Here is a 26,316-nt window from a genome sequence, read left to right as displayed (position 1 = left end):
TTTAAGAAAATGGGACGAATTTCGGCTTTTGACCTTGACGGAACGCTGGTAAAAATGTATATATGAAAATATGAATAATTGTTCATATATCAAAAATGCGAAAAACGAAGTCTCGATGGATGTTCTTTTCGAACTGTCGGAGTTCTTCAAGTTCTTTGGCGATACCACGCGTATCCGCATTATTCACTTGCTACTTTCGGGCGAAGTCTCGGTGAACGATATTGCCGAAAAGTTGAACCTGGAACAGTCGGTGGTGAGCCACCAGTTGCGCATTCTGCGTACGGCGAACTTGGTGAAGCCGCGTCGCGACGGTCGCAAGATGTTCTATTCGCTGGATGATGAACATATCGGTTTGATTTTCAATACGGGTCTCACGCATATTCTGCACAAGAAGGGTAAGTAAATGCCTGCGGTTTTAGATATTCTGGAAAAGTTTATTTGGCAATTCATTACGCTGTTTTCGGAGATGGCGCCGTTCCTTTTGCTCGGCTTTTTGCTTGCGGGCATTTTGCATGTGTGGGTGCCGAATCACTTGTATGTGCCAAAGATTGCGAAGCCGAACTTTAAGTCGGTATTGTGGGCGGCCTTGTTCGGGGTTCCGCTTCCGATTTGTAGCTGCGGCGTGATTCCGACTTCGATTGCGCTTCGCAAAGAGGGGGCGAGCAAGGGCGCGAGCGTGAGTTTCTTGATTTCGACGCCTGCGACGGGCGTGGATTCCATTTTGGCGACGTATTCGCTCTTGGGTGGACCGTTTGCGATTCTGCGCCCGGTGGCCGCATTTGTAACGGCAATGCTAGGCGGCGTGTTTACTAATCTGGTCACAAAGAACGAGCCTGAAACGGGTGTTGCCGTGCTTGAAAATTCTCACGAGCATGAGCATCACGAACATCATCATGAGCATGAACATTGTGGCTGCGAAGGCGATCATTGTTCTTGCGACCATGATGATCACGATGAACACGAGAAAAAGTCTTTTGCGCAGAAGGTGAAAGAAACTTTTGAATATGGCTTTGTGAACATGATTGGCGATGTGAGCAAGTGGCTGATTATCGGACTTTTGCTGGGCGCCTTGATTGCGGCTTTTGTGCCGGATGATTTCTTCTTGTTCTTGCACGAATACCCGCTGCTTTGCATGTTGGTGGTGCTGGTGCTTGCCATGCCCATGTACACTTGTGCGACGGGATCTATTCCGCTGGCTTTGGCTCTTGTTGAAAAGGGTGTTACGCCGGGTGCAGCTTTGGTGCTGTTGATGGCTGGCCCAGCAACGAGTATCGCAAGCATGCTGGTGGTGGGCAAGGCCTTTGGCAAGCGTACTCTCGCGGCCTACCTTATTTCGATTGCTTTCGGTGCGATGTTCTTTGGCTTTATTGTCGACACATTCCTGATGGATACGTTTCTTGGATCAATGCTCCCGCATGGTTCTGCAGAATGTCATGGTCACGGAGCGCTCGGCGTGTTCGAGTACATTTGCGCAATCGTATTTGCCGTGTTGATTATTTATGCGAAGTTTGCGCACAAGGGCTGTGGCTGCGGACATTGTGGTTGCGGCTGTGGTGAACATGATTGCTGCTGCGAAGGTGAAGATCATTGCGAATGCGAAGAACATCACCATGAACATCATCACCATGAACACGGTGAAGGCGAATGCCATTGCCATGAACATTCTCACGAACATCACCATCATGACGAACATGTCGTTAAAACTTATCGCGTGAACGGCATGAATTGCAGTCATTGCAAGGCTTGTGTCGAGAAGGCCGTCATGGTTCTAGACGGCGTGATTTCCGCTGAAGCCGATGTCGCGAAAAAGGAACTCCGTGTGGAGTGGCATGACGAAGACGATATAAACGAAACCGCCCTCAAGAAGGCGATTGACGAAGCCGGATTTGAATTCGGCGGGGAAGTGTAGAATTATTTGGCGCGGCTTGCGAAAATCTCGAAGTCTTCGGGAGTCGTAAGCTTGTCGTTCAGGTTGTTGCCCTTGACGATATAGACGCTTTCGCCGAAGTATTCGAGAATGCTGGCTTCGTCGGTGGGCGTGAAGTTTAAAGGCTCTGCGGCAATGCGCCCGTAGAGCTTTTTCAGTAACTTAATCGAGGCTGCCTGCGGGGTTTGTGCCATCCATACGGTATTGCGGTCGATAGTCTGCTGCACGCAGCCGTCTTTTGCAATCTTGATGGTGTCGACGGCGGGCTTTGCCACAAGGCAGCTACCCTTGGTAACAAGCGTTTCACACACGTCGTGGATGATTTCTTTACTGATGAAGGGGCGTGCCACATCGTGTACCAGCACGAATTCGGCATCGCTGGTGAGCGCATTCACGCCGTTTTCGACAGATTGCCAGCGCTCTGCACCGCCCACGACAATTTTCATCTTGGTGCGGATAAGCTCGCGCAAATTCTCGTCGCCAACCTTGTCGCCGAAAATTTCCTTTTCGAAATGATCTTTCCAGTCGGCGGGTACAGCCATCACGACTTCGGCGATTTCATCCATCGAAAGGAATGTTTCGAGGCTGTAGCGGTAAACGGGCTTGCCGCCCAAAACCATAAGCTGCTTGGGAATGTTACCGCCCATGCGCTTGCCGAGTCCCCCGGCGGGGAGCACTGCCGCGAATTTTCCTTTCATGTCTGCCATTGCCAAATCCAATCGTTACTTTAAAATTTAGTCACCAACTTTTCCGTTGTGGAGCTTGTCCAAGAAAATTCGGGTCTCTCGGGCAACAATGCCAGAAAGCAGAACCAGGGCGACCAAGTTCGGGAAAGCCATCAGACCGTTAAAGATGTCGGCGCTGGTCCACACGGCGCTCACCGTGAGGTACGGGCCAATAAAGACGGCGGCCACATACAGCCAGCGGAAGGTGAGAATGGGACCTTTCTTGCCGCGACCCACAAGGTATTCCAGGCAGCGTTCAGAATAGTAAGCCCAGCCAAGAATCGTCGTGAAGGCAAAGAACACCAAAGCCGTTGTCAGAATGAAGGGGGCTACGCTTGCGCCTGCGGGCAGGTTTTCGAGACCGCGGGTAAAGGCTTCCATGGTGATGTTTACGCCCTGGAGGCCGAGTTCCGGAGTCCATGCGCCTGTTACCACAATGGCAAGGCCCGTCATGGAGCAAATAATGATGGTGTCGATAAAGGTGCCGGTCATGCAAACGAGACCCTGGCGGACAGGTTCCTTGGTCTTTGCGGCAGCGGCGGCAATCGGGGCAGAACCGAGGCCTGCTTCGTTACTGAAAATGCCGCGGGCAATACCCTTCTGCATGGCAATGAAAATCGTACCGACCACACCGCCGGTTACAGCGCTCGGGTTGAAAGCGGCGCGGATAATCAGTTCAACAGCGCCCGAAATCTTGGAGAAGTTGAAACCGAGAATCAGCAAGCAGAACAGAATGTAGAAGATGGCCATAATCGGCACAATGTAGAGCGAAACCTTGGCGATGCGCTTGAGGCCGCCGATAATTACCAGGGCGGTAAAGCCTGCGCAGAAAAGGCCTGCAATTGCGGTAGACACAGAAACAGAGTTTCCGCCGATGTTGACGAATTCGCCAGAGGGGAATACGGTTGCTACTGCCGACGTAATGCCGTTGACCTGCGTAATGGTTCCGATGCCGAGAAGACCGGCGAGCACGCCAAAGACAGCGAACAGAACGGCGAGCCACTTAAAGTTGAGTCCGAAACGTTCCTTGATACCGCTTTCGATGTAGTAGAACGGACCGCCCAACACTTTGCCGTCGGTGTCGACCTTGCGATACTTGACAGCCAAAAGGCCTTCGGCGTATTTGGTGGCCATGCCAAAGAAGGCTGCGACTTCCATCCAGAAGAGTGCGCCCGGGCCACCGGTACCGATAGCGGTGGCGACACCTACAATGTTACCCGTGCCGACGGTTGCGGCAAGAGCGGTGCAGAGGGCGGCAAAGCTTGAAACTTCGCCTTCGCCGTGCTTTTCGTTGTGGAGCATGTAACGCAGAGCGTTGCCGAGGTTTGTTACCTGAAGCACGCCGAGGCGGCTTGTGAGCAGGATTCCGACAAACAAGATGACCGCAATGAGCGGGATTCCCCACACGTAGCCGTCAATAGTATCTAAGATGGAATTTAAGGTTTCCATGATTTTCCCCGAAATTTTAGGGTTATAGATGTTCTGAACGGCGCAAATATAGAAATAAAAAATATATATATGGTTATATGAAGTGGTGTGTGATTCTGATGTGTATGGTTTCGGCCTTGTTTTGGGGCTGTTCCAATTCAGACAAGTCGACGTCTCAAGACGATTCGATTGTTGATGTCATTCCGGATGATACACTTTCTGTAAAAGACCCCGTTGATATCGAAGACACTCTTGCAAAAGAAGAGGAGACTCCGGCGGGAATGTTCTTGATGAAGGCTGCTGGTGCAACCGTTTCCCTGGAATCCATGAAGGTCAAGTTCAGTTATGATTTTTGGATTTCAAGGAGCGAAGTGACTTGCGGTGAATTTAACGCCTTGATGGCGCCTGCGATTGGGCTTACGATAAAGTGCGAAAATGATTCACTGCCGGTAACCGATTTGACCTACTACGATGCCGTGCTTTTTGCGAATGAGCGCGGCAAGTCCGAAGGTTTTGACACGGCTTATACTTACTTGAAAAAATATCTGGATTCAGAAAACCATTGCGTTCGCTTGGAAGGTTTTGAATACTTGCCCGAAAAAAAGGCAATCCATTTGCCGACGGAGGCCGAATGGATTTTTGCTGCAAACCAAGATTGGAATCCGCAAGAAAAGGCCTGGACAGCCGATAATTCAGATTACAAGTTGCACCCTGTTTGTGGCAAGGCCAAAGAAGGCGAAATCTGCGATATCGCAGGTAATGCGCTGGAATGGGTAAATGACTGGTATGGCCGCTTGCGCGATACCACGGTGACAAATTTTGTGGGCGCTCCTGACGGAGGCTCGCTTGGCCAGCGCGTTGTAAAGGGTGGTAGCTATCGCAATCAAGCGGCTCTCATTAACACGCTTTCGCGTGGCGATGTCTACACGGTGACATCTGTAGCGCGAGAATATTATGTCGGCTTCCGCTTGGCTTTTGGTAATATCCCTAATGCTGTATGGATGGGGGACAATGGCCGCATTGCCGTAAGCAAGGTGACTCCGCTGGCGAATGCGACATCGGTCTATTCGTACACCGACACCTATAAAACAAAACTCGTGTTCCGCAACGATGAAACGGGGAATTTGTCTTATATTGATTATTCCAATGGAACTCTTTCTGTTGTAGAAATTGTCGATACACTTGAAGCTTACCATCCTGAAATCTCTCCCGACGGAGAGCGAGTCGCCTTCTGCACCAAGTACGAGGGTGTTGAAGGAAAGTCGGAACTTTATGTGCGCGATTTGAACGAAGACGGCTCTAATCTGGTAAAGCTCAATGTCGAAAGTGCGGCGATTCCGCGCTGGCGCGTTCTTGAAAACGGTGATACGGTAATTGTCTATGTGACTGATGCCGGCGTTAATAAGAACGAAGCGACGTTCATGTCTAATTCTACTTGGCAAGTGCCTTTCGCAAATGGAAAATTTGGCACTCCGCAAAAACTTTTTGACGGCGCTTATCATGGCGGTATCAGTGACGATAACCTTTTGGCTGTTTCGGGCGCACGTCTTTTGCGAGCCCGCGTCAATGATCGCGATACGATTTGGTACAATGGGGAGCAGGCTTGCAATGTTTCGCTTTCAAAAGATGGCGAAAAGCAGACTTTGTTCCTTGATTTTGCAAGCGCCACGGGTAAAAATTATGTGGGTTCCAAGTATTCGGTGCACCAAAACATCTTTGTGGCCGATAGTACCGGTAAGTTGATTCAATCGGTAGCCTCTCCGACTGGCTTTACGTTTGACCATACGGAATGGGTGGCGGTGGACCGTCGTTTGGCTGTGGCAACGCTTGCGAATGGTTTTGGGGCCCATACCGGAATAGTTCTGGTTGATATGTCTGATGGTAGCGTCGTGGCACTTGCTAAGGGCAACGAACTTTGGCACCCGAATCTTTGGGCGTACAAGAACCCGGCGGTTACAGAGAATAAAACGCTTGATAAAGATAGCGCGGGGGTCTATATGGACCCCGAAGATGCCTTGGCATCTTACATGATGCGGAATAATATGGAGCTATTATGGCGCTATCGCGATTCTGCGAATGTGGCGATTCTTGGGTCTTCGAGGCCTTTGAACGGATTGTCTCCGCAGGAGTTCTCGTCTGAATTTTTTGCGGTGAATTTCTCCCATGTGCCGAACTCGATTTATTCCTCCCGCGACTATCTCGATAGGTACTTGTTTACTCATTTGAAAAAACTGAAGTACATCGTGATTTCTCTGGATATCGATTTCTGGTATAAGACCGATGGCCCGGAAAGCGATAATTTCTTTGCGACGACCTTCTATAATTATCCGGGCTATGTGTACGATGCAAATCATGATTATTGGAAAGACGGATACCCGGATGGTTTGCTAGAAAGTACCGAAAATGCAATCTCGATGGTGGAGTATGACCGCTATTTCGGCGATCGCGGACGCTTTATGGCTAACGAGTGCAAATCCTGGGGCGATACGGTAGAAATTACCTTGGATTCAACTTATTATGACGACAAGATGTATTTGATTGAAAATAGCTTTGAAGCGCTTGAAAGTATAATTGAAAAGGCGAAAGAACATGATGTACATGTCGTGGGCTTGATTATGCCGCAGAACCCGAAATACAAGGAAACGGGAGCGTTTGGCCGTTATGGTTTGCGTCGTAGTTTGGCGAAAACGCTTATTGAACGAATTGCTCAATACGAAACCACGTATTCAAATTTCACTTTACTTGATGAAAACAAAATGGGCGAACACGATTATACAGACGAGGAAGCGCTTGATTTTGACCATTTGTGCTCTGCGGGCGCTCCCAAAATTACTTCCCGTGTTGATTCTCTTTTGAAAACTTTAAAATGACACGGCGTTAAAAACACTTTCTTCTTGAAATTGCTATTTTTTGACACGGAATAAACAAAAAGAGGATTCTATGTGCGAAAATTGCAATTCTAATCGTCCCGTCCGTGTCCGTTTTGCTCCCAGTCCTACGGGCTACTTGCATGTGGGCGGTGCGCGTACCGCTATTTACAACTACTTTTTTGCGAAACACATGGGCGGTACGTTCTACCTGCGTATCGAAGATACCGACCGCAAACGCTATAACGAAACTGCATTGCACGACTTGATGCGCGACCTTAAGTGGTTGGGCCTGCAGTGGGACGAAGGTCCGGGTTGCGAAGGTGACTGCGGTCCGTACTTCCAGAGCGAACGTCTGGACATCTACCACCGCGAAATTAAGAAGCTTCTGGATGCAGGCTATGCCTACTACTGCTTCTGCTCCGAAGAACGCCTGCAGGAAGTCCGCGCCGAACAGGAAAAGTCTCATGTGCCGGTCACTGGTTACGACCGTCATTGCCGCAACATCAGCCGCGAAGAAGCCGAAGCCCGCATCGCTGCCGGCGAAAAGGCAGTGATTCGCTTCAAGGTTCCCGAAACCGGCGTCACCGAATTCGATGACATGATCCGCGGCCACATTAGCTACCAGAATGAACTTCTGGACGACCTCGTGCTTATCAAACGCGACGGTTATCCGACTTATCACTTTGCAAGCGTCGTGGACGACCACCTGATGGGTACGACTCACGTGCTCCGTGGCGACGAATGGATCAGCTCCACGCCGAAGCACGAACTCCTTTACAAGGCCTTTGGCTGGCAGCCGCCCGTATGGTGCCACTTGCCGGTGATTCTCGACAAGAACGGCGGTAAGCTTTCCAAGCGCAAGGGCGCTGCCTCTGTGGGTGATTTCCGTGACCTTGGCTACCTGCCCGAAACACTCGTGAACTACCTCGCTCTCCTCGGCTGGAACCCGGGCGATGACCGCGAAGTCATGACCATCAAGGAAATGGTCGACAGCTTTACGCTCGAACGCATCAACCCGAAGTCCGCAAGTTTCGACGAAAAGAAGCTGCAGTGGATGAACGGCCAGCATATTCACCTGTGCGATGACGGCATGCTTAAGGGTATCATGAAGGAAGGCCTTGCCGCGAAGGGTATCGACCTTTCCAAGGAACCGGAAGCTCGCCTCGACGAAATCGTGAAGCAGCTCAAGCCGCGTGCCCACTTTGTGCAGGACCTGGCCGACATGGCCGTGTACTTCTTTGTCGCTCCGACCACCTACGACGAAAAGGGTGTCAAGAAACACTTCGGCGAAGGCTCCAAGGAAGTGGCGACACTCGTGCGCGACATGCTCGCCTCCATCGAAGACTTCAAAACTCCGGTTATCGAAAAGGGTTTCTACGACCTCGCCGAACGTTGCGGCCACAAGGTCGGTGAACTCGTGGGTGCCCCGCGTCTTGCTGTGTCTGGCGTTACCGCTGGCCCAGGCCTGTGGGAAATGTTTGAACTTATCGGTAAAGAAGAAGTGCTCCGCCGCATGGATGTGGCGATGCCGCTCATGAAGTAAACCGTAAAACATGCGCGAACAGTTCCCTCACAGATTGTACTCTCAGAGGCTTTTTTGCCGACGCTGCCAGAAGGTAGTGGAACACGGCATATTTGCCCGCGAGACGTATTCAACCTTTGGGGGAATGGACCCGCATATTCCTCTTTTATGTTGTTGTGAATCTTGCGGCACCATGTTTGTCGCTTTTTCGAACGAGTTCGTTTTTTGCAACAAGGAATATGTCAATCGCGACTACACCAAAATTTACGGCTACAACCGCATCAAGGCGGGCGATTGGGTCTATTTTAAAGGCACGCCCAAACCTGGATTTGTCAAGAGCATATTCCAGACTCCCGATAAGTTGATTTTAATCGTCACTTATGATGGCGGTCCTTATCAAAGAATTGAAAAACCGAGAGTCGTGATAGAAGACGAAGAGTCTCCCGAAGGCTATCGCCTGTTGCCGATTCAGAGTGCGCAGACGCTTTTGGGTGATTGCATTTATCATGCCATTCGCAATCAGTTCGGTGTGGCCGTTGGCTTGGTGAACGATGGCGAAAAAGATAAACTCGCAGTTTTGCTGAAAGACCATACGCTGGTGTTTATTACGCTCCCGCCGTTGGCGCAGAACCTGTCGAACGAAAAGCTGTGTGCAACAGTACAGAGCAAACTTGCCCAGGTGTTCCCGGAACATTGCGACAAGATTTCGATAGAAGCGGGGCAGGGCATTATTTACCTGAATGGCCTTGTCAAGAATCTGTCTATCCAGCGGGCAGTGGTAAAGTGTGTGAACGCTATACCCAAGGTGCGCGGTTGCGTGGACTTTACCCGCGTGGTGGTGCCGCCGTTTATGACTGATGAGCAGATTGAAAAATCTGTGTACGACCAGTTGGATTCTTCGACGACTCGCTTGTTCGATTGCAAGGTGCATGTGCAAGATGGAAGAGTGCAGGTTGAGGCTTTTTGCTACGAAAACGAACGCCCCAAGGACTTGGACAATCGCTTGGCCGAAATTCCGGGCGTACGCGACTTGATTTGCTTGGTGACAGAAGTCTACGACCCGATAAACGTAGATATTTGCCAAAAGGTGGAATCGGAAATTGCGGCGAGTTCTTTTTTACGTGGCGCAAACGTTAGAATATCTTGCAATAACCGCAGATATTTGTTGGAAGGAAGCGTGACTTCTCTGTTGCAAAGGGAACTTGCCTTTGCGACGCTCCTTAAGAATGTGAAGACGACGTCCATTGAAAACCGTTTAAGAATTGTTTAGGAGGTGCCTATGGCTACCGGTTACGAAAAAATTAACGCAATTAAAAACAAGCTGAAAGTCAAGCAGACGGTGAATGACTTGGCTCGTCTGATGGGTTGTGGTCCGCGTACCATTTTCCGCCATTTGGAAGTGATTAGCGAAGAAAATTGTGGCCTCCGTAAGTTCAAGGAAAACGGTGAAACCTTCTACATTATCCAGACCGATAAAGAAGCGAATTTTAATCAAGAAGTCGTAAAGCAGCTTGAAAAAATCAAGAAGAACTTGCCTGCAAATGCCGCCCCTGAAATCAAGACGGTCAAGCTTTTGGATAAAGTCATCAAGACTATGCAGACGACGAATCCTGAAGACTTTAAGCCCGATGCGATTTCGACGGACCCGGACTATGTGCTTGATTACGGCCCGTTCAGCGACGACAAGTTGCAAGATACCATGGTGAATCGTGTGCTCAAGGCCATTCACGAAGGTTTTGCAATCAAGATCCAGTATAGCCATGCCACGGACCATTCCGGAGTTGCTGAAGAAACCAAGGAAGTGAACCCGGTCAAGGTGATTATGCGCGTGGATACCTTGTACCTGATTGCTGGCGAAGAAGACGAAAAGGGTAATCAGACTTTCAAGAATTACCTTTTTGAACAGATCAAGAATGTGCAAGAAACAAACCATGCCATGCCTAAGTTTGTTTTTGATGCAGCCATGCATTACAAGTACGCATTTGGCAAGTATACAGGCACGGGCAAACCCGAAGACATTTCGCTTGAAATTCGTAATAAGTGGTTGCAAACGCAGTTTGAACGTTCGCATTTCAATCCTGAAATTTCCAAGCGCTACGACAAGAACAAAAATATGATCGTGGACATGAAGCTTCGCATTACGCCGGATTTCAAGACCTGGTTGATGGGCGTTGCGGGCGATGTTCGCATTTTGAAACCGGCTTCGCTTAAAGAAGACGTAAAACAGTTGTTGAAAAAGGCTCTCGCTGAGATGGATGCCTAAAATGGAATCGCATAATCTTTCTGACTATAATTTTGAATTCCCCAAGGAACTGATTGCTAGCCGCACGGCGGGCAAGGGGAAAACCCGTATTCTGCATTGCCCAAAGGATGGCGGTGAACGCCACATTCTGAAGGCTCCTGAAATTGTGGATTTGTTCAAGCCGGGCGATTGCCTGGTCGTGAATAACACGAAGGTGATTCCGGCCCGACTTTACGGCCATACCTTACACGGCGGCGAAGTCGAAACGCTTTTGGTGCAGGCTTTAATTCCCGCCGAAGATGGCTCTGCCCGCTACGAGGCGCAAGTTCGCCCGGGTAAGGCTTTCAAGATTGGTCGCGAACTTGATATTGCTGGCGTCAAGACGGTTGTCGAAGACATCAAGGAAGACGGCGCTCGCGTGCTGCGTTTTGCAGTGACTCCGGTGGAACTCGAAGCGGTGATGAATCGCGAAGGCCACGTGCCGCTCCCGCCTTACATTGATCGCCCCGATGATGAAGATGACAAGAAGGCTTACCAGACGATTTTTGCGAAGTATTCCGGTGCCGTGGCCGCTCCGACGGCGAGCTTGCACTTTAGCGAAGAAATGCTCGAGGCCTTGAAGGCGAAGGGCGTTTACGTTGCTGAAGTCACGCTGCATGTGGGCCCGGGAACCTTCCAGAATATCTCGGTGGAAGACTTTACCCAGCACAAGATGCATGGCGAACATTACGAGCTCACCAAGGAAAACGCCGACATCATTAACAAGGCCAAGCGCGAAGGTGGCCGCATTGTAACGGTGGGTACCACGAGTACGCGTGTCGTCGAAACGATTGCCGACGCCAACGGTATTGTGAAAGCGCAGAAGGGCGTGACCCATGCGTTCTTCTATCCGGGTTACCGCTACAAGATTGTGGATGGCTTGCTGACCAATTTCCACTGGCCCAAGAGTAGCCTCATCTTGCTGGTGTCCGCCTTCTATGGCCGCGAAAATACCCTCGAAGCCTACAAAATGGCGGTTGAAAACAAGATGAAGCTTTTCAGCTACGGCGATGGAATGCTGATTCTTTAACGTTTTCTGTAAAAACAATTCATAAAAAAAAGTCGGTTTTCCCGTGTTGGGGACCGGCTTTTTTTGCTATAACCTTGACGGGAACCCGTTGTTAAAGTAATATTTGCGTAAGAAAATTTTCAGCTTATGCTGAAAGGGGAGCTTTAAAATGAATAAAAATGCAAAAATGAGGGTGGGACTGGCTTTGCCTGTTGCCCTGTTGATGGCTGCGAATAGCTGGGGTGCGACTAAATCTGTATCCTACATTGATGAGGATGGAAAGGAAAAAACGCATGATTGCACCGTATTAGATACTAATACGAATATTAGTAGTTTATCTTCTGGTGGTTGGTATGTGGTTGAAGGTAGCCTAAGCTATACAAGTCAGCTGAAGTCAAGCGGAAACCTCTATTTTATCCTTGCCGATGGCGCATCACTAAATGTGAGTGGTAGCAAAACAAATCTCATTGAGGCTACTAATGTCACGATTTATGGACAAAGGGAACAGACTGGTTCGATGAATCTTAACCAGTCCGGAAAAAAAGATGGCATTCTTTCTATTTCGTTTGATCCTGATGGAAGGGCTTTTTACGTTAGTAGTCTAACGGTCAATGGTGGCATAATTAATGCAACCACTAGTGGTACAGATGCTATCTGTGCTACTCATGACGTTACCATTAATGGTGGTTCAGTTTATGCAGTGACCACTGGTGGAAGTAGTTATCATGGTATTAAATCTGGCTGTAGTTTAGCTAGTTCCGGTACTATAACTCTTGGTTGGAGAAATCTTACGGATAATATTTATGTCAGTAGTTACTCTGGCTCTGTTTCTGTAGTTTCGGGTAAGGCACTTAAAGATGAATCCGCTAATAAATACGAAGGTACGTTAACATCTTCAGCTATTAAGGGTAAACTGTTGATGCCTTATGCTCCTGTTGTGTTTGTTGGTGATAAGGCCATTATTGATGGTAACTATAGTGGTTCGGCTACTGTAAATATTCCCGAAGCTATTGAAGTTGGCTCTATTGAATATCAACGCGAATTTGACAACAGGGGCCTTCCTGCGACAACGATATTGCCCTTTACCTTGCCTGACAATGCGACATTTAATGCGAAGTTCTATGGTTTAAGAACTGTCGTGCAGGATGGTTGCCAGTGGAGGGCGAAAATGAAATATATTGGTGACGGAAATCGTCCTGCAGCAAATACGCCTTATATAGTTGTAGTGAAAGCAGGTGATACAAGTTTGAATATTGATTTGAAAGGTGATAAGGCTACTTTCCAAACGAGTGGAAACAATGAAGTTTGGGGGGAATCAGGAAATTGGCTTTTTGCGGGTAATTATTCATACAGAACGTGGAAAGACGATGCCAATGTAAACCTTTATTACGCCCTGTTTGGAGAAGGCGATTTGCAAGGTAAGTTTGGAAAGGTTTCAACCTCTTCTACGGCTCCGGCAATGCGTGCGTACTTCCGTAAAAAAGATGCCGATGTTAAAATTGTTTGCTCTAGTCCAAGTCCTCGTCCTGCCGCGTTTGGTGAATCCGCAATTATTTCTGATATCCCGGAAATAATAGATGTTGAACTGATTGATGATGATGAAGATGGTGAACACACAACATTTGTGGGGCGCATGAATACCCGCACTGGCGAGTTGTTCCAGATGAAACGTGACTATGACTTGAAGGGTCGCAAATTGAATGGCGCACCCACGGCTCGTGGTGCATACTATGGCAAAAAGGTCATTAAAAAGTAGGGGTGCACAATGAATATTAAAATCGAACAGAAAAAAGAATATTTAAAACCGCAGATGACCGTGCTGGAATTTGAACATGAAAGGGTGCTTTGTGCATCCACTTGTGATAACTGCGATAATTGTGATGATGAAAATGTGTGGCTTGATCTAGAAGAAAATTAGCTCCGTAAAAAATTACGGTGCTGTAATCGCCCGTTCTGGAATCCAGAACCAGTCGGGTCGGAATTCCAGCTCGTAACAAGCTTCGTAGATGGCCTTGCCCAGTACATAGGGCGAGGCCTCTTCTTTTAATTGCGATACAGAAATGCCGGATTCACGGCTGTAGCCTTGCAAAAAGGCTTCGGCCGTGACTTGCTCGAATTCTTTTTCGCCGCGGACGGCGCTGGCATAGGCGAAGCTGCGGAGCATGCCGGCTATGTCGGCGGCGGGGGAGCGGAGTCTGCGCCTGTATTTCAGAGTGCGGGTGGGTTCGCCTTCGAAGTCCAGCACGATAAACTTGCCGTCTTTATAAAGCAACTGCCCTAAGTGATAATCTCCGTGAATACGCTGCGGTGTGAGTGCTCTTGCATTCTGCTTGTCATCCCGGATTAAATCCGGGATCTCCTTTTTTTGTTGGAAAAGGAATTGCTTTTTCTGAATAATCGGCACGAGGTCATCTTTCCCGTTTGCCTTCAAGAGCCCGATGAGCTTGTCGAAGGGAATTTCTTCGGCCTGCGCGGGCGTGCCTTCTAGATCTTTGAGCGCCTTGTGCATTTGGGCGGTCGTGCGCCCGAGTTCGAATGCTGCGTCTGCAAAAAAAATCTGGCTGCCGGATTGCGTTATCTCATTTGGTGTGCGGACCATCAAATCCCAAGCATTCTGTGCGTCAGGAATGTGTTCTTCGAGAATCCCGAGGGTTCGTGTTTCGCCGTCTTTTGTGTAGCTGAAATCGCTATAGAAATCCGGGGCGATTTTGGGGAGCCCTTGCGCCGTTTTTTGGCTCAGGTGCTTGAGAATTTCTGCTTCGGGGTGTTCGCCGACTTGCAAACGGCGGTACAGTTTGAAAAAGAATTCACCCTTGGAGTAGAAAGCGGAATTGCTTTGCTCTGCATTCAGGGGTTGTGCGTGCAGCAAGGTTTCTTTTGGAAATTTTGGGCCGAAGTATTCGGCGAGTACCGCGCCTATTTTGGATTCGTCTTCGATGACGCAGTAGTAATCTCGTTCGCCGTTTTCAAAAAGGACTTGAACAATCGAAACTTTTGTGCCGCCGAGGGGTAAACTGTCGAGTTTTTCGATAGAATGGATGGGGCGGCCTTTGCCCATGAACCAGCGTTTTTCTGAAATGTCCTCAATCATCGCACATATCTCATTTCACATTAGCCTCTGGCCTTAAGCGGAGGGAAATACCCTTGGGCCCTGAGGGTGGCCAAAATCTTGAGTTGGTTTTCGAGAGGTTCTTTGAGGATGCCTTCGAGTACGAAATCGGGAATGCGCTTTTCGGGCGTGAATTCCTTAGGAATGTCTTTGTAGTCAGAGAGTTGCCAGTTGACAAGGAGCTTGGGCAAAAACTGGTCCCACGGGAAAATGTCTCCTGGCTTGAGGTAAAAGCGGGCGGGCTTTTTGCCGTCTTTGGCTTCGAGCAAAAGCGAACCGTCGCGATAGCAATTAAAAAGCACAGCCTGCCTTTCCTCGTTCGAGGTGGCGGGCTGCGCTTGAATAACCAACACCATTTTCAAAGTACGAAACCTTAGGCCGCAAGTTCTCTTTGAATCTGCGAATACTGATAGCTCGAAATCGCTGTGATTTTGAGAATCAGTTCACGAGTGATTCCGGCCTTAATTAACGCCTTCGCATACTGGAGTCTGTTTGTGTTCGACATAATTTACCTCACACGTTAAGACACTGTCGATTCGTTTATGTCAATAAAGATACAATAAATTTCTGACATTTCAATGTCAAAAATAATGCCTTTTTTTTCGGCTTTTTGGGTATGTTGAAGCTAACTTGTTGATAGTCCGTGAATTAAATCAAATCTTTACAATTGGAGAAAATGTGATGAAAATTACTCTAATTTGCTTTGTATAGATTTGTTTACTTTATATTATAAAATGTCCCTTAAAACAGGGAATTTTTTGCGATATTCTTCTTGCGGTGCCGATTCAATGCGTGCATGCACGATGCATTCGCTTTTGTCGTCGGTTTCTGCCATGATTTCGCCTTTAGGGCTTACAATCATTGAGTTTCCGCCGTAGACAGCGGTGTTTACGGCTGCGATGTACACCTGGTCTTCGATGGCGCGGGCCTGCAGAAGGGTTCTCCAGTGGGCGATTCGTTCTACGGGCCATGCGGCTTGAACCGTGATGAGTCTTGCGCCCGCTTTGGTGGCGTCGCGATAGAGCTCCGGGAATCGCAAGTCAAAACAGATGGTCGCGGCGACGTTCCAATTCTGAATTTCAAACAAATTAACTTTTTCGCCGGCGTTGAATTTGGGCTGTTCCATAAAGAAGGGACGGCGCTTGTCGTAGTGGGCGAATTCTTTTGCGTTGCCGGGGGCGTAGACGCTGCTGTGGTTCAAAAGCTTGCTGCTCGAAAATGCGATGCCTGCGCCCATGACATAGCAACCGGTTTGGTTCGCTAGTTCATATAAAAGCTGGGCGGTTTCGCCGGAATCCTTGGTCGAGAAGTCTTCGGCGGCAGATTCGGGGTGCAGGGGCAGGTAGCCTGTGGCAAACATTTCGGGTAATATGATTAAACCGGGTACGGGATCGTTCGGCTCTTTATGGACATTTGCGGTCAATTCGCGTACTTTGGCGAAGTTTTTTGCCTTGTCGTTCGGGGCGACTTCCATTTGTACCAAGTAAATATCGAGCATACTGTAAATATAGCTCATTGTCGGGAGAACTTAGGGCGGCGTTTTTTCTAATTTAAGAATCATGAGAATTCGTTCCCTGTTTGTTTTTGTACTGCTTTTTGCAGCTGCCGTGTTTGCCGCGACCCCGACCTTGATTGTGGGTGTGGTTCTGGAATCCGAAACCGATTTGCCTATCAAGAATGCAACGATTACCTATGTCTCGGGTAAGAAGCTTGGTGAAACGGATGCTGACGGTCGATTTGAATTGACTGCCGATTCCAAGAACGCCGTGCTTATCTTTAAAAAAGATGGCTTCGATAGCGTGCAGGTGGAACTGCAAGATTTCGCGGATTTGTTCGACATGGTGATCACCATGCAGACGACCGCCGACGTGCGCAACCTGGGTACAAGCACCGTGATTGGTGGCGGTGGCGACAAGGTACAGTGGAACTTTGAACGCAAGGTGAATCTCGACAAACTCGAAGATGCTGCCGGTATGCGTTTTGACGTGACGGAACATCTGAGCCAGATGCCGGGTATTTCGGGACAGAAAGACTTTAGCAGTGCGCTTTACTACGAAGGCTCCCGTGCAAGCGACGTGGCTTACCACTTGGGCAGACTTCGCGTGCCGAATATGCGCCACCTGGATGTGGGCTTCCCGGGTAACCTTTCGGTGATTAACCCGCATATCTTGAGCGCGATTGAAATTCATGACCATTATGGCGAAGGCCCGATTGGTCAGGGCCTTGCGACTTCGGTGCAGTACATCCCCGAACAGACTAAGGGTGATTGGGGCCTGCGAGGCACTGCTGGCATTGCCTTGCAAGAAGTGGTGGTCGACGCCCCGTGGCTTTTCTGGGACAGCTTCAGGTTCTCTTTCCGCAGACTTGACGATGAAATGCTCAAGAACATGGGCGAAAAGTTCTTTAGCGAATTCCGCAAGGATCGCAGCGGGGAATGCTCGGGTAGCGATTGTAACGTGAAGACCTCTGACCCGTATGACCTGACTGCCTTTGACGTGTACGCCCAGTTTAATGGTTCTGACAGCAGTGGCAACACTTGGGCCTTGCGTACCTTGTACAGCTCTGACGAGTATAGCGTGCACCAGGATACCGCGACCTCTTATAACGAGGTGAACTCGATTGACATTATCGAAGGTAAACAGCAGTACTTGGTGGTGGGCGCTGAATACAATTCCCGCTTCGGTACCTCTGTGCATGCCGGCGTGGTGCGCGAAGTGCTGGGCGATACGCTCCGCGATACTAAGGGATTCCGCAATACGGCAAACTCCAAGGAAGCGGCGACCTACATCGATGGCTACGAACAGACCCATACGACTTTGACGGCCGGTGCCGACAAGAACTTCAAGGGTTCTATCTTGGGTTCCAAGTTGAGCTGGGCCTTGCTCTATGAACACCACTTTGTGGAACGCAGCTACCAGGACTATGGTGGCTCGCTTTCGGATGACTTTAATGCTGGCGTTTGGTCGGGTGCTGGCCGCATGAACTGGCAGAGCGACTTTTCGCAGAAGATTCTGTCTGTGGGTGCGGTGACCGATCTGGGCGAACGCGAAGCGGCGCCGACCGCCTCGTTCGACTTTGACCAGAACCTTTCGAAGGTCGATACGGCCTTCTGGCGTTTGATTGCAAATGCCGCTTACCGTAGCGACTGGAAGCCTTACTATGACGATGGCGAACTGACGGGGCGCTTGGAATCGGGCGTATCCGGCAAGCTCGGCTTGGGCTACAATTCCAAGTACTTGATTGCGCAGGGTTCCGGCTTTGGCCGTTATTACCCGGATCCGCTGCTCCCGATGCCCAAGGCATTTGCACAGTACGAAGACGTGACTCCGATTGACTACGCTTGGGTGGCGGGCGCCTCTGCCACCATGGAACTCAAGACCTCGCATCATTTCTCGATGGCGACAAACGTGAGCTCCGTGTACGGTGAATACGAACTTGATGGTGGCAAGTCGCTCCCGTGGGAAGCGAACTCTCGTCTGGATATTCTTTCTCACTTCCGTTATTATCCGCGTAAGGATTCGATTCTTTCATTCATCATTACGCACCATGCGGCATTGCACCGTCCGCTGTACTACTACGAGATTACGCCCTCTAACGCCATGGACCGTAGCAATGGAACTCGCCGCCTTAAGGATTTCAATGACTATACGGACATGTTCCGCACGGATGCCCGCGTGAACCTTGACTTGATCGGCAAGAACAATAGCTTCTTCAGGACGGCAAGATTCTTCGTGGAAGTGGACAACATCTTTGCTAACTTGGACGTGAGTGCGCTTAAGTTCTTGGGTAGCGAAAACGCCCGCGAACGTTCTTGGGTGACTCGCGACAATAACGATGACATTACCGATGGCTACGACCTGGTGCCGTTCATTGCCAAGGGCATGGGCCTGTACGTGCAATTCGGCGTCGAAGTTCAATTGGGAATTTAGTGGCTCAAAGGATTCTTCTCGCAGCGCTTTTTCTGAGTGCCATGGCTTTTGCCCATGAGACGGATTCTCTATTTGTTCCGCCGAAGCCCGAAAAGCCCTTGCGCTATTGCAGCTCCGTCAAGAAGTGGATCGCTTTTGCGACGGCTGATTCCAACATGGTCGAAATCACGCGCCTGAAGGGCGTGCGCATGGACTTGCGTTACGCCACCTTCGAGAATGTAACGGGGCACGATTTGTATTGTGGCGTGCAGCGCGCTTTTGTGCATAAGGATGCTGCAGCAAAACTCCGCAAGGCCGTGAAGATTATGGAACGCGAAATGCCGGGCTCTGAACTTGTGATTTTTGACGCCTCGCGGCCGTTGTATGCGCAAGAGGCTTTGCGGAAGACCGTGCGCGGTACGCCTTATTCGGCCTACGTGTCTTCGCCGGCCACGGGCGGGCTCCATAACTTTGGCTTGGCGCTGGATTTGAGCATTACCGATGCCGATGGCAACTTGCTTGACATGGGCACGGACTTTGATTCGTTTGAACGCTGCGCGGGCGAAGTCGGCGAAGCGGAAGCTTTAAAGAGCGGCAGGCTTACGCAGCAGCAAGTGGATAACCGCAACAAGCTTCGCAAGATCATGCGCGGGGCGGGCTGGGTTCCGCTCGGCAGCGAGTGGTGGCATTTTAACGCTTACCCCAGCAAGTACGTTCGCGAGAACTATCCGAAGTTCCCGCTGTAATAGCCTATCTGTCATGCCCGTGTAGACGGGCATCTCCTTTTTATAGGAGATTCTTTATTCGATTTCTACCTTAATCTCCACATTTTGCACCCAGGGCTTGGGTGCGTTTATGATGGGATGCAGAATTTTGCGGACGGGGGCGAGGTCTTGTGTCTTGATGTAGAGCTTTGCCCAATGTACGTTTTGCACGACGGGCACGAATGCATCCACAGGGCCGAGCACCATGAGGTTCTTGTTCGCACGGAGAAGGGCTTCGAGCCGTTCGACGGTGTGACGCAACAAGTCTTCGTCTCGGCTGCCGCAGCTGATTTCTACAAGCTTGCAGAAGGGCGGGTAGAAGGCGGCGCGCCGGTCTTCCATTTCTTTATTCGCGAATCCGTTGAAGTCGTGATTCACGGCAAATTTCATGATGGGTTCAGACGGCTTGAGCGTCTGGATAAGCACTTGGCCTTCGCCGCCGGCACGACCCGCGCGCCCTGCTGTCTGGCTGAGCAATTGGAATAGCCTTTCGGTGGAGCGGAAATCGGGAATGCCGAGCCCGCTATCGGCGCCAACGACCCCGACTAATTGCACGCCCGGAAAGTCGTGGCCCTTGGCGACCATCTGCGTTCCAATCAGAATGTTGTATTCGCGGTTGCGGAACGCATCGAGAATCTTTTCGCTGGCGCCCACGTTCTGGGTGGTGTCGCGGTCCATGCGAATCACCTTCGCATTCGGAATCCATTCGGCAATTTCTTCTTCGAGCATCTCGATGGCGCCGCCCACAAACTCGTAAGTTTCGGCGCCGCAGGCGCTACACGGTGTGTTCACCGGGTAAAGGGCGGCGCAGTAGTGACACATGAGCGATCGGTATTGCTTGTGGTATACGAGCGGAATGTGGCAATGCTTGCAGTAAAGCGTCTCGCCGCATTCGGTACACACGCGCATCTTCGAAAAGCCGCGGCGGTTCATGAGGATAATCGCTTGGTCGCCCCGCTCAATGCAATCGGTCAAAGCTTCGCGCAGCGTGGGTGATAGGAGAATTCCCTTTTGCTGGCGCATCTTGCCCATGTCTACGATTTGCACTTTTGGGAGCGGCGCCTGCGTGGCGCGTTCCTTGAGCGAGACAATCTTTAAATTTTTTGCCTGGGCGTTATAGAATGTCTCGAGGCAAGGCGTGGCACTTCCGAGAACCACGAGGGCGCCGTACTTGTACGCCAAATGGAAAGCCATTTCGCGGGTGTGGTAGCGCGGCGCCGGATCCTGCTGCTTGAAGGAGGTGTCGTGCTCTTCGTCGAGAATCACCAGGTCGAAATCAAACGGCGCAAGAATGGCACTGCGGGTGCCGAGAACTACTTGCGCATCGCCCTTCAAAATGGAGACGTAGCCTTCGCGCTTTTTGGGGGCGGAAAGCGCCGAGTGCAAAACCACAATCGGAACTTGCAGAAAATCTTCAAAGCGCTTGAGCGTTTGCGGGGTAAGCCCGATTTCGGGCACGAGGATTAAAACTTTCTTGTTTTGCTTGAGGGCTTCGCGGGCGAGCTCCTGGTAAACGCGGGTCTTGCCCGAACCGGTGACGCCGTGAAGCAATACGCCACGGAAACCGGTCTTGTTCAGTTCTTCGCAAAGCGTGTTGAATGCGTTAGTTTGTTCTAAGGTTAACGCCGGAGCGTTCGGGGGCGTTGCGGGGTGGCTCCCCGCAGAGGGGGTAGCGGGAGACCCTTGGGGCTCATGCGAGGGGGAGGCTTCCCCCTTTGCAAATGCTAAGGCATCCAGGTACTTCTCGAAATCGCTGGGCCAGAACACGAACAGCGCCTTCATGGGCGTGCTGATATAATAGCGTGCCGTCCATTCGAGCATTTCCATGTAGCGTTCGCTAAAACGGTAACCGGACTGGTGCGGGTAAGCGGGGCGCACGTCAAACTTGGGGCGGTCCTGGTGGACTTTAGAGACCACGGCGAGGGCCGGCTTTTTACGGGTGGCAAACTGAACCCATACAACGTCTCCGCGCACAAGGCTAATGCCTGCGGGCACTCCGTAGGTGTATACATCGGGGGCCATGGGAATGTACACTTCGCAAAAATCCGTTAACAATTCGGACTTGAGTTTCTGATGTACCTCTTCTGGGGCGCTAAGTTTTGGGATTCGTTTTGTCACGGGCTAAAAGATAGTTAATACCGCAAAAAGCGCCTATTTTTCAATCTTTTTTGTTTCAAAAAACTTTTTTTGTTAGATTATAGTATGCAATTCCCCTTTGGGAGTTGCCATACTATTGGAGATCTCTATGAGCTTATTTGACGCCTTTAAACCGAAGTGGCAAAATTCCAACCCCGAAAAGCGACTCGAAGCGATCGCTGAATTGGGTGCGGACAACCAGGATGTCCTGGAACGTATTGCCGAATCCGATACCGATGCTTCTGTAAGGATTGCTGCCGTAAAGAAGTTGTCCATCATTGCTACTCTGAAAAAGATTTCAGAACGTGATTCCGACGAAGAAGTGAAGCGTATCGCGAAGACTCGTTATTTGGAAGAAGTGGTCAAGAAGCTTAAAACCGAGGCTCAACCGAGTGCCGAGGATCTCGCTTATCTGCAAGACATTAAGGATACGCACTATGCCGAAGACTTGCTCAAGGGTGTGAACACCGCAGGTCTCGTTCGTGCCGAACTCGTAAAGATTTGTACCAAGCAGTCTATCTTGGCCCTTGCCGCTAACCGCGACTTGGACGAAGATATCGCGATGACGGCTGCACGCAAGGTGACCTCCGACTCCTTGCTCCAGGATATCGCAAAGAGCTCCAGACAGCCCGAAGTTCGTAAGGCTGCAAGTGAACGTATCCGCGCAAGAAAAGAAGCTGAAGACAACGGTAAGAAGGCGGCCGAACTCTTGGCAAGCAAGCGCGAAGCTCTTGTACAGCAAGCTCATTTCTTGGCAGCACAGAAGGAACCCCTCTCTGTCAAGTCCCAGTTTGAATCTCTGATGGAAGAAGCCGCTAAGCTCGGTATGGGCGACAAGCAGGCGACGATTGACGAAGTTTATGCAAGCTTCAAGAAGTTTTGCGACGAAGCCGATGCCGCACGCATCGCAGCCGAAAAGGCCGAAGCCGAAAAGCAGGCAAAGATTGCTTCTCTCACGGCAGCTCTCGAAGAACTCGAAACCTTGATTTCTGAAAACAAGGTGGCAGACAACGCCGAACGCGTGGATGCCATTCTCGCTGAATGTGCCGAAAGCAAGTCCCTGATGGATTCCGCTTGGACCAAGCGTTACAACAACGCCACCTTCAAGGTGCAGGATTTGCGCAAGGTTAAAGAAGTCGTCGTGGACGTGCCCGAAGCGACCGACGAATCGGTGCGACCGGAACTGCTGGAACGCCTTAAGGCCTTGGCAGACACCGACGTGAACGACATGACCAAGAAGCATTTGCACGCCATTGTGCGTGAATGGGAAAAGCTTCCGCTGCTGGAAGGCGAAGACCCGATGTTGCAGTCTTACAACGGACTCCGCAACACGCTCTCTAACAAGATCTCTGCATACGAAGAAGATTCCCAGAAGCGTTTCGAAGCCAATTCCGAAAAGCTCAAGGCTATTATCGAAAAGGTAAAGGCTCTCGACGAAAACGAAGACTTCCGCGACTTGAACAAGAAGGTTCGCGAATTCTACCAGCAGTGGAAAGAAATCGTGGGCGAAAACAAGTTCAAGTATCACGACTTGTGGCAGGAATACAAGGCCGCTACGGCGCGCTTCCAGGAAATGCAGCAGTGGGAAAACTGGCATAACGAAAAGGACCGCGACGACTTGCTCGTTGAAATGGATGCCTTGACCAAGGAACCGGGCAGCCAGGCTGTTCTTGCCAAACTCAAGGATATTACGAACCGCTGGAAAGAAATCGGACCTATCTCTGCCGCCAAGCTGCAGGAATACCGTGACCACTTCCAGAGCAACTACGAAAAGATCAAGGAAAACTGCGCCGGCTTTATCGAAGAGATGAATGCGGAACGCCAGAAGAACTTGGCCGACAAGGAAGCCCTTTGCGCCAAGATCGAAGAACTTGTCAAGAACACGGAAATGTTCTGGAAGGACAAGTACAAGGCCATGCAGGAAATCCAGGAACAGTGGAAGGCCATTGGCATGGTGCCTAAGGAAAATGTGGCTGCCTTGACCGAACGCTTTAAGGCTGCAACGACTGCCTACTATGCACAGCATAAGGAAAACCTGAAGGCTGAAGACGAAAACCGCGAAGCCAACTACGAAAAGAAGGTGGCGCTTTGCATGGAAGCCGAAGCCCTCAAGGAATCCAACGACTGGAACGCAACTTCGAACAAATTAAAACAGCTTCAGGAATCCTGGAAGGCCGTTGGCCCTGTGCCGAAGAGCAAGTCCGACGAAATCTGGACTCGTTTCCGTACCGCATGCGACAGCTTCTTCGAAAAGAAACGCGCCCATTTTGAAGAAATGGATGCCTCGAAGCAGAAGAATCTGGATGCCAAGAACGCTCTGTGCGAAAAACTCGAAGCCATGGAAGCTGCAGCCCAGGGTACGCTTGACGAACTCAAGGCCATGGAAGCGGAATGGAAGGCCATTGGCATGGTTCCGAAGGAAGCGATTGAATCTATCAGCAACCGCTACAATACGGTTTACAACAAGATTCTCGAACGCCTCGCTCACGCTGATTCGACTTTGGCCGAAGGTCTTGACGTGATTAAGGAAAAGAAGAATGCCATGATCGAAAAGGTCCGCCAGTTTGCCGAAAGCGCAGGCTCTAACCAGCTTGCTGACGCTGTTCGCGAACTCCAGAAGGAATGGCGTGAACTTGGATTCTGCGGTTTGGAAGACATGGACTTGTACAAGAAGTTCCGCGAAGCTTGCGATGACTTCTTTACCCGCCGTCGCGACCAGCTCGACATTCAGGAACAGGCTCGCCAGAACAATTTGCAGAAAAAGCTGTTGCTCTGCGAACAGGCCGAAGACTTGCTGACTGACTTGAACGAACAGACTGTCGGTGCCTCGATGAACAAGGTGAAGCACTTGCGTCGTTTGTGGAAGGAAGTGGGCGCCGTGCCTCGCGAACATTCCGAAAAGACCTGGCAGCGCTTCAATACTGCTTGCGACAAGGTGTTTGCCTTTGGCCGCAAGGACAAGGAAGAAGCTCCGGCAGCAGAAGCCGCTCCGGCAGAAGCTTAGTCCTCAATGTCATCCCGGCTTTTAAGCCGGGATCTTCTTTTATCAATTTTTGATCGCGAGCATGTCTCGCGATTTTTTTATTTTTGGTCTATCATGCAATTTCCTCCTTGGACAAGTATTGACGATGCCGCGCGCCTGCTCCACGATGGACAGGTGGTCGCGATTCCGACCGAGACTGTTTACGGCCTTGCGGGTAATGCTTATTTGCCGTCGGCCCTGGCGCAGATTTTTGCGATTAAGGAACGCCCGACTTTTGACCCGCTGATTGTTCACATTTGCGAGATTTCGCAGTTGGCTGACATTGCCGAAAATATTCCCGAGGCGGCGTATGCGTTGGCGAAGGCCTATTGGCCGGGCCCCATGACCATGATTCTGCCCAAGAAGGAATGCATTCCGGATTTGTGTACGAGTGGACTCCCGTCTGTAGCGGTGAGGTTCCCGTCGCACCCGGTGGCGCAAGAAATTATCTGGAAGGCGGGCGTGCCGCTCGCTGCTCCTAGCGCGAATTTGTTCAAGCATGTGAGCCCGACGACAGCCGAACATGTAGCGGCACAGCTGGCCGATCGTGGCCTTGCAGGCATTGTCGATGGCGGCCCCTGCAACGTGGGCGTAGAAAGCACGATTGTCTCTTTAGTGGGCGAGCCGACGGTGCTGAGACCGGGGGCGATTACGCCCGAGATGATTGCAAAAGTCATCGGTGACGTGAAGATTAAGGAATCTACCTCTAAGCCTGGGCAAGCGATGGCGGCGCCGGGGCAGTGCGATACGCACTACCGCCCGCAGGTTCCGCTGCTCTATGGCGAAATTCCTGCTGGCTTTACGCTGCCGGAACACTGCGTGCGTATTGCCTTCGGCAATACCCCCGGCGTGATTCCCGCAACTCTCAATCTCTCTGAATCGGGCAATATGCTAGAGGCGACAGCAAAACTGTACGCCTACATGCATGACTTGGATGACCCCAGGTACGACTTGATTCTGGTAGACCCGATTCCGAATGTCGGAGTCGGTATGGCCTTGAATGATCGCCTCAAACGGGCGAGCATCAAGCTTTAGTCTTTCTTCTTTAAAATCTCGCGGAGTTCGTTAGCGGCGCGCTGCAAGTCGTCGTTGATGATGACGTATTCGTACTTGCCCTGGGTCTTTGCGAATTCCATTTCTTTCTTGGCGTTCTTCAGGCGCAGCTGAATCACTTCTTCGGAATCGGTACCGCGACCGCGCAGACGCTTTTCAAGTTCTTCTTCGCTCGGCGGCAAAATCAAAATGCCGGTAGCGTCGGGGTAGACCTTGTCAAAGTTCACCTTGCCAAAAACGTCAAGGTCGAAAATCACGCGGTTGCCTTCGGCGAGCGTCTTCTCGACAAAGCTCTTGGGCGTGCCGTAGTAATTGCCGTGGACTTCGTTCCATTCGATCAGGCCGTCTTCTTTAATGAGCTTTTCGAATTCTTCCTTGGTCTTGAAAAAATAATGAACGCCGTCAACTTCGCCTTCGCGCGGCTTGCGCGTGGTGGCCGAAATGGAATACTTGATGTCCGGAAAATCCTTGATGACCAAATCCTTGAGGGTGGTCTTGCCTGCGCCGCTAGCGGCACTCATAACGAATAATTTGTTGCGCATAAAAACCTTTTAACTTCTTG

The 26,316-nt window shown here is 50.5% G+C and carries 21 protein-coding genes; 13 read left to right on the top strand and 8 right to left on the bottom strand.

Annotated elements, in window-relative coordinates:
• The first annotated feature begins 70 nt into the window (after positions 1 to 70).
• Both QZN53_RS04220 and QZN53_RS04215 read left to right on the top strand, forming a co-directional pair.
• Positions 71 to 403: a helix-turn-helix transcriptional regulator gene (locus tag QZN53_RS04220; RefSeq protein ID WP_072800525.1), complete on the top strand. Its 333-nt coding sequence runs from the start codon at positions 71 to 73 to the stop codon at positions 401 to 403.
• Positions 404 to 1,909 carry an SO_0444 family Cu/Zn efflux transporter gene (locus tag QZN53_RS04215; protein WP_294651842.1) on the top strand — a complete coding sequence of 502 codons (1,506 nt, stop codon included), beginning with the start codon at positions 404 to 406 and terminating at the stop codon, positions 1,907 to 1,909. It begins immediately after the preceding gene.
• A 2-nt stretch (positions 1,910 to 1,911) separates the two neighbouring features.
• On the opposite strand, the gene ispD is transcribed toward QZN53_RS04215, so the two are convergent.
• Both ispD and QZN53_RS04205 read right to left on the bottom strand, forming a co-directional pair.
• The gene (gene ispD / locus QZN53_RS04210; protein ID WP_294651840.1) at positions 1,912 to 2,634 is read right to left on the bottom strand and encodes a 2-C-methyl-D-erythritol 4-phosphate cytidylyltransferase; all 723 of its coding nucleotides are present in this window, start codon (positions 2,632 to 2,634) and stop codon (positions 1,912 to 1,914) included.
• A 27-nt stretch (positions 2,635 to 2,661) separates the two neighbouring features.
• On the bottom strand, positions 2,662 to 4,101 hold the full coding sequence (locus tag QZN53_RS04205; protein WP_163437662.1) for a sodium:alanine symporter family protein: 1,440 nt from the start codon (positions 4,099 to 4,101) through the stop codon (positions 2,662 to 2,664).
• A 77-nt stretch (positions 4,102 to 4,178) separates the two neighbouring features.
• Between QZN53_RS04205 and QZN53_RS04200 the strand changes: the two genes are divergently transcribed.
• From QZN53_RS04200 to QZN53_RS04170, 7 genes are all read left to right on the top strand, one after another.
• On the top strand, positions 4,179 to 6,950 hold the full coding sequence (locus tag QZN53_RS04200; protein WP_163437661.1) for a TIGR02171 family protein: 2,772 nt from the start codon (positions 4,179 to 4,181) through the stop codon (positions 6,948 to 6,950).
• Between the two features lie 70 nt (positions 6,951 to 7,020).
• On the top strand, positions 7,021 to 8,493 hold the full coding sequence (gene gltX, locus QZN53_RS04195; protein ID WP_163437660.1) for a glutamate--tRNA ligase: 1,473 nt from the start codon (positions 7,021 to 7,023) through the stop codon (positions 8,491 to 8,493).
• 172 nt (positions 8,494 to 8,665) lie between these two features.
• Positions 8,666 to 9,742: a BON domain-containing protein gene (locus tag QZN53_RS04190; protein WP_163437659.1), complete on the top strand. Its 1,077-nt coding sequence runs from the start codon at positions 8,666 to 8,668 to the stop codon at positions 9,740 to 9,742.
• 9 nt (positions 9,743 to 9,751) lie between these two features.
• Positions 9,752 to 10,735 (top strand): WYL domain-containing protein, encoded by a 984-nt coding sequence (locus tag QZN53_RS04185; RefSeq protein WP_163437658.1) that lies wholly within the window; start codon positions 9,752 to 9,754, stop codon positions 10,733 to 10,735.
• A gap of 1 nt (position 10,736) precedes the next feature.
• Positions 10,737 to 11,783: a tRNA preQ1(34) S-adenosylmethionine ribosyltransferase-isomerase QueA gene (gene queA / locus QZN53_RS04180; protein WP_163437657.1), complete on the top strand. Its 1,047-nt coding sequence runs from the start codon at positions 10,737 to 10,739 to the stop codon at positions 11,781 to 11,783.
• A gap of 148 nt (positions 11,784 to 11,931) precedes the next feature.
• On the top strand, positions 11,932 to 13,518 hold the full coding sequence (locus QZN53_RS04175) for a carbohydrate-binding domain-containing protein (RefSeq protein WP_163437656.1): 1,587 nt from the start codon (positions 11,932 to 11,934) through the stop codon (positions 13,516 to 13,518).
• 9 nt (positions 13,519 to 13,527) lie between these two features.
• Positions 13,528 to 13,680, top strand: a complete 153-nt coding sequence (locus QZN53_RS04170; RefSeq protein WP_163437655.1) for a hypothetical protein — start codon at positions 13,528 to 13,530, stop codon at positions 13,678 to 13,680.
• Positions 13,681 to 13,692: 12 nt separating this feature from the next.
• Here the strand turns inward: QZN53_RS04170 and QZN53_RS04165 are convergent, their stop codons facing one another.
• The 4 genes from QZN53_RS04165 to QZN53_RS04150 form a co-directional block, all read right to left on the bottom strand.
• A complete protein-coding gene (locus QZN53_RS04165) occupies positions 13,693 to 14,853 on the bottom strand; it encodes a phosphotransferase (RefSeq protein WP_163437654.1) in 1,161 nt (386 codons plus the stop codon).
• A gap of 20 nt (positions 14,854 to 14,873) precedes the next feature.
• Entirely contained in the window at positions 14,874 to 15,227 is a 354-nt protein-coding gene (locus QZN53_RS04160) for a hypothetical protein (protein ID WP_163437653.1), read from the bottom strand.
• 17 nt (positions 15,228 to 15,244) lie between these two features.
• Positions 15,245 to 15,376 carry a hypothetical protein gene (locus QZN53_RS04155; RefSeq protein WP_283428338.1) on the bottom strand — a complete coding sequence of 44 codons (132 nt, stop codon included), beginning with the start codon at positions 15,374 to 15,376 and terminating at the stop codon, positions 15,245 to 15,247.
• 222 nt (positions 15,377 to 15,598) lie between these two features.
• Positions 15,599 to 16,369, bottom strand: coding sequence for a nitrilase-related carbon-nitrogen hydrolase (locus QZN53_RS04150; RefSeq protein ID WP_163437652.1), 771 nt, complete (start codon positions 16,367 to 16,369; stop codon positions 15,599 to 15,601).
• A 61-nt stretch (positions 16,370 to 16,430) separates the two neighbouring features.
• On the opposite strand from QZN53_RS04150, the gene QZN53_RS04145 reads away from it, so the two are divergent.
• Both QZN53_RS04145 and QZN53_RS04140 read left to right on the top strand, forming a co-directional pair.
• Positions 16,431 to 18,800 carry a carboxypeptidase-like regulatory domain-containing protein gene (locus tag QZN53_RS04145; RefSeq protein ID WP_163437651.1) on the top strand — a complete coding sequence of 790 codons (2,370 nt, stop codon included), beginning with the start codon at positions 16,431 to 16,433 and terminating at the stop codon, positions 18,798 to 18,800.
• Between the two features lie 41 nt (positions 18,801 to 18,841).
• Positions 18,842 to 19,525 (top strand): M15 family metallopeptidase, encoded by a 684-nt coding sequence (locus tag QZN53_RS04140; RefSeq protein WP_294651826.1) that lies wholly within the window; start codon positions 18,842 to 18,844, stop codon positions 19,523 to 19,525.
• A 54-nt stretch (positions 19,526 to 19,579) separates the two neighbouring features.
• On the opposite strand, the gene priA is transcribed toward QZN53_RS04140, so the two are convergent.
• The gene (gene priA, locus QZN53_RS04135; protein ID WP_163437650.1) at positions 19,580 to 21,661 is read right to left on the bottom strand and encodes a primosomal protein N'; all 2,082 of its coding nucleotides are present in this window, start codon (positions 21,659 to 21,661) and stop codon (positions 19,580 to 19,582) included.
• Between the two features lie 127 nt (positions 21,662 to 21,788).
• Between priA and QZN53_RS04130 the strand changes: the two genes are divergently transcribed.
• Together QZN53_RS04130 and QZN53_RS04125 are read left to right on the top strand one after the other, a co-directional pair.
• Entirely contained in the window at positions 21,789 to 24,683 is a 2,895-nt protein-coding gene (locus tag QZN53_RS04130) for a DUF349 domain-containing protein (RefSeq protein WP_163437649.1), read from the top strand.
• A gap of 93 nt (positions 24,684 to 24,776) precedes the next feature.
• Positions 24,777 to 25,736, top strand: a complete 960-nt coding sequence (locus tag QZN53_RS04125; RefSeq protein WP_294651822.1) for an L-threonylcarbamoyladenylate synthase — start codon at positions 24,777 to 24,779, stop codon at positions 25,734 to 25,736.
• Here the strand turns inward: QZN53_RS04125 and gmk are convergent.
• Entirely contained in the window at positions 25,733 to 26,296 is a 564-nt protein-coding gene (gene gmk / locus QZN53_RS04120) for a guanylate kinase (protein WP_163437647.1), read from the bottom strand. The two genes, QZN53_RS04125 and gmk, sit on opposite strands and share 4 nt — an antisense overlap.
• Positions 26,297 to 26,316: the final 20 nt, after the last annotated feature.

The sequence above is a fragment of the uncultured Fibrobacter sp. genome (assembly GCF_900316465.1).
Lineage (GTDB): Bacteria > Fibrobacterota > Fibrobacteria > Fibrobacterales > Fibrobacteraceae > Fibrobacter.
This window is presented reverse-complemented; position numbering and strand designations above follow the sequence as displayed.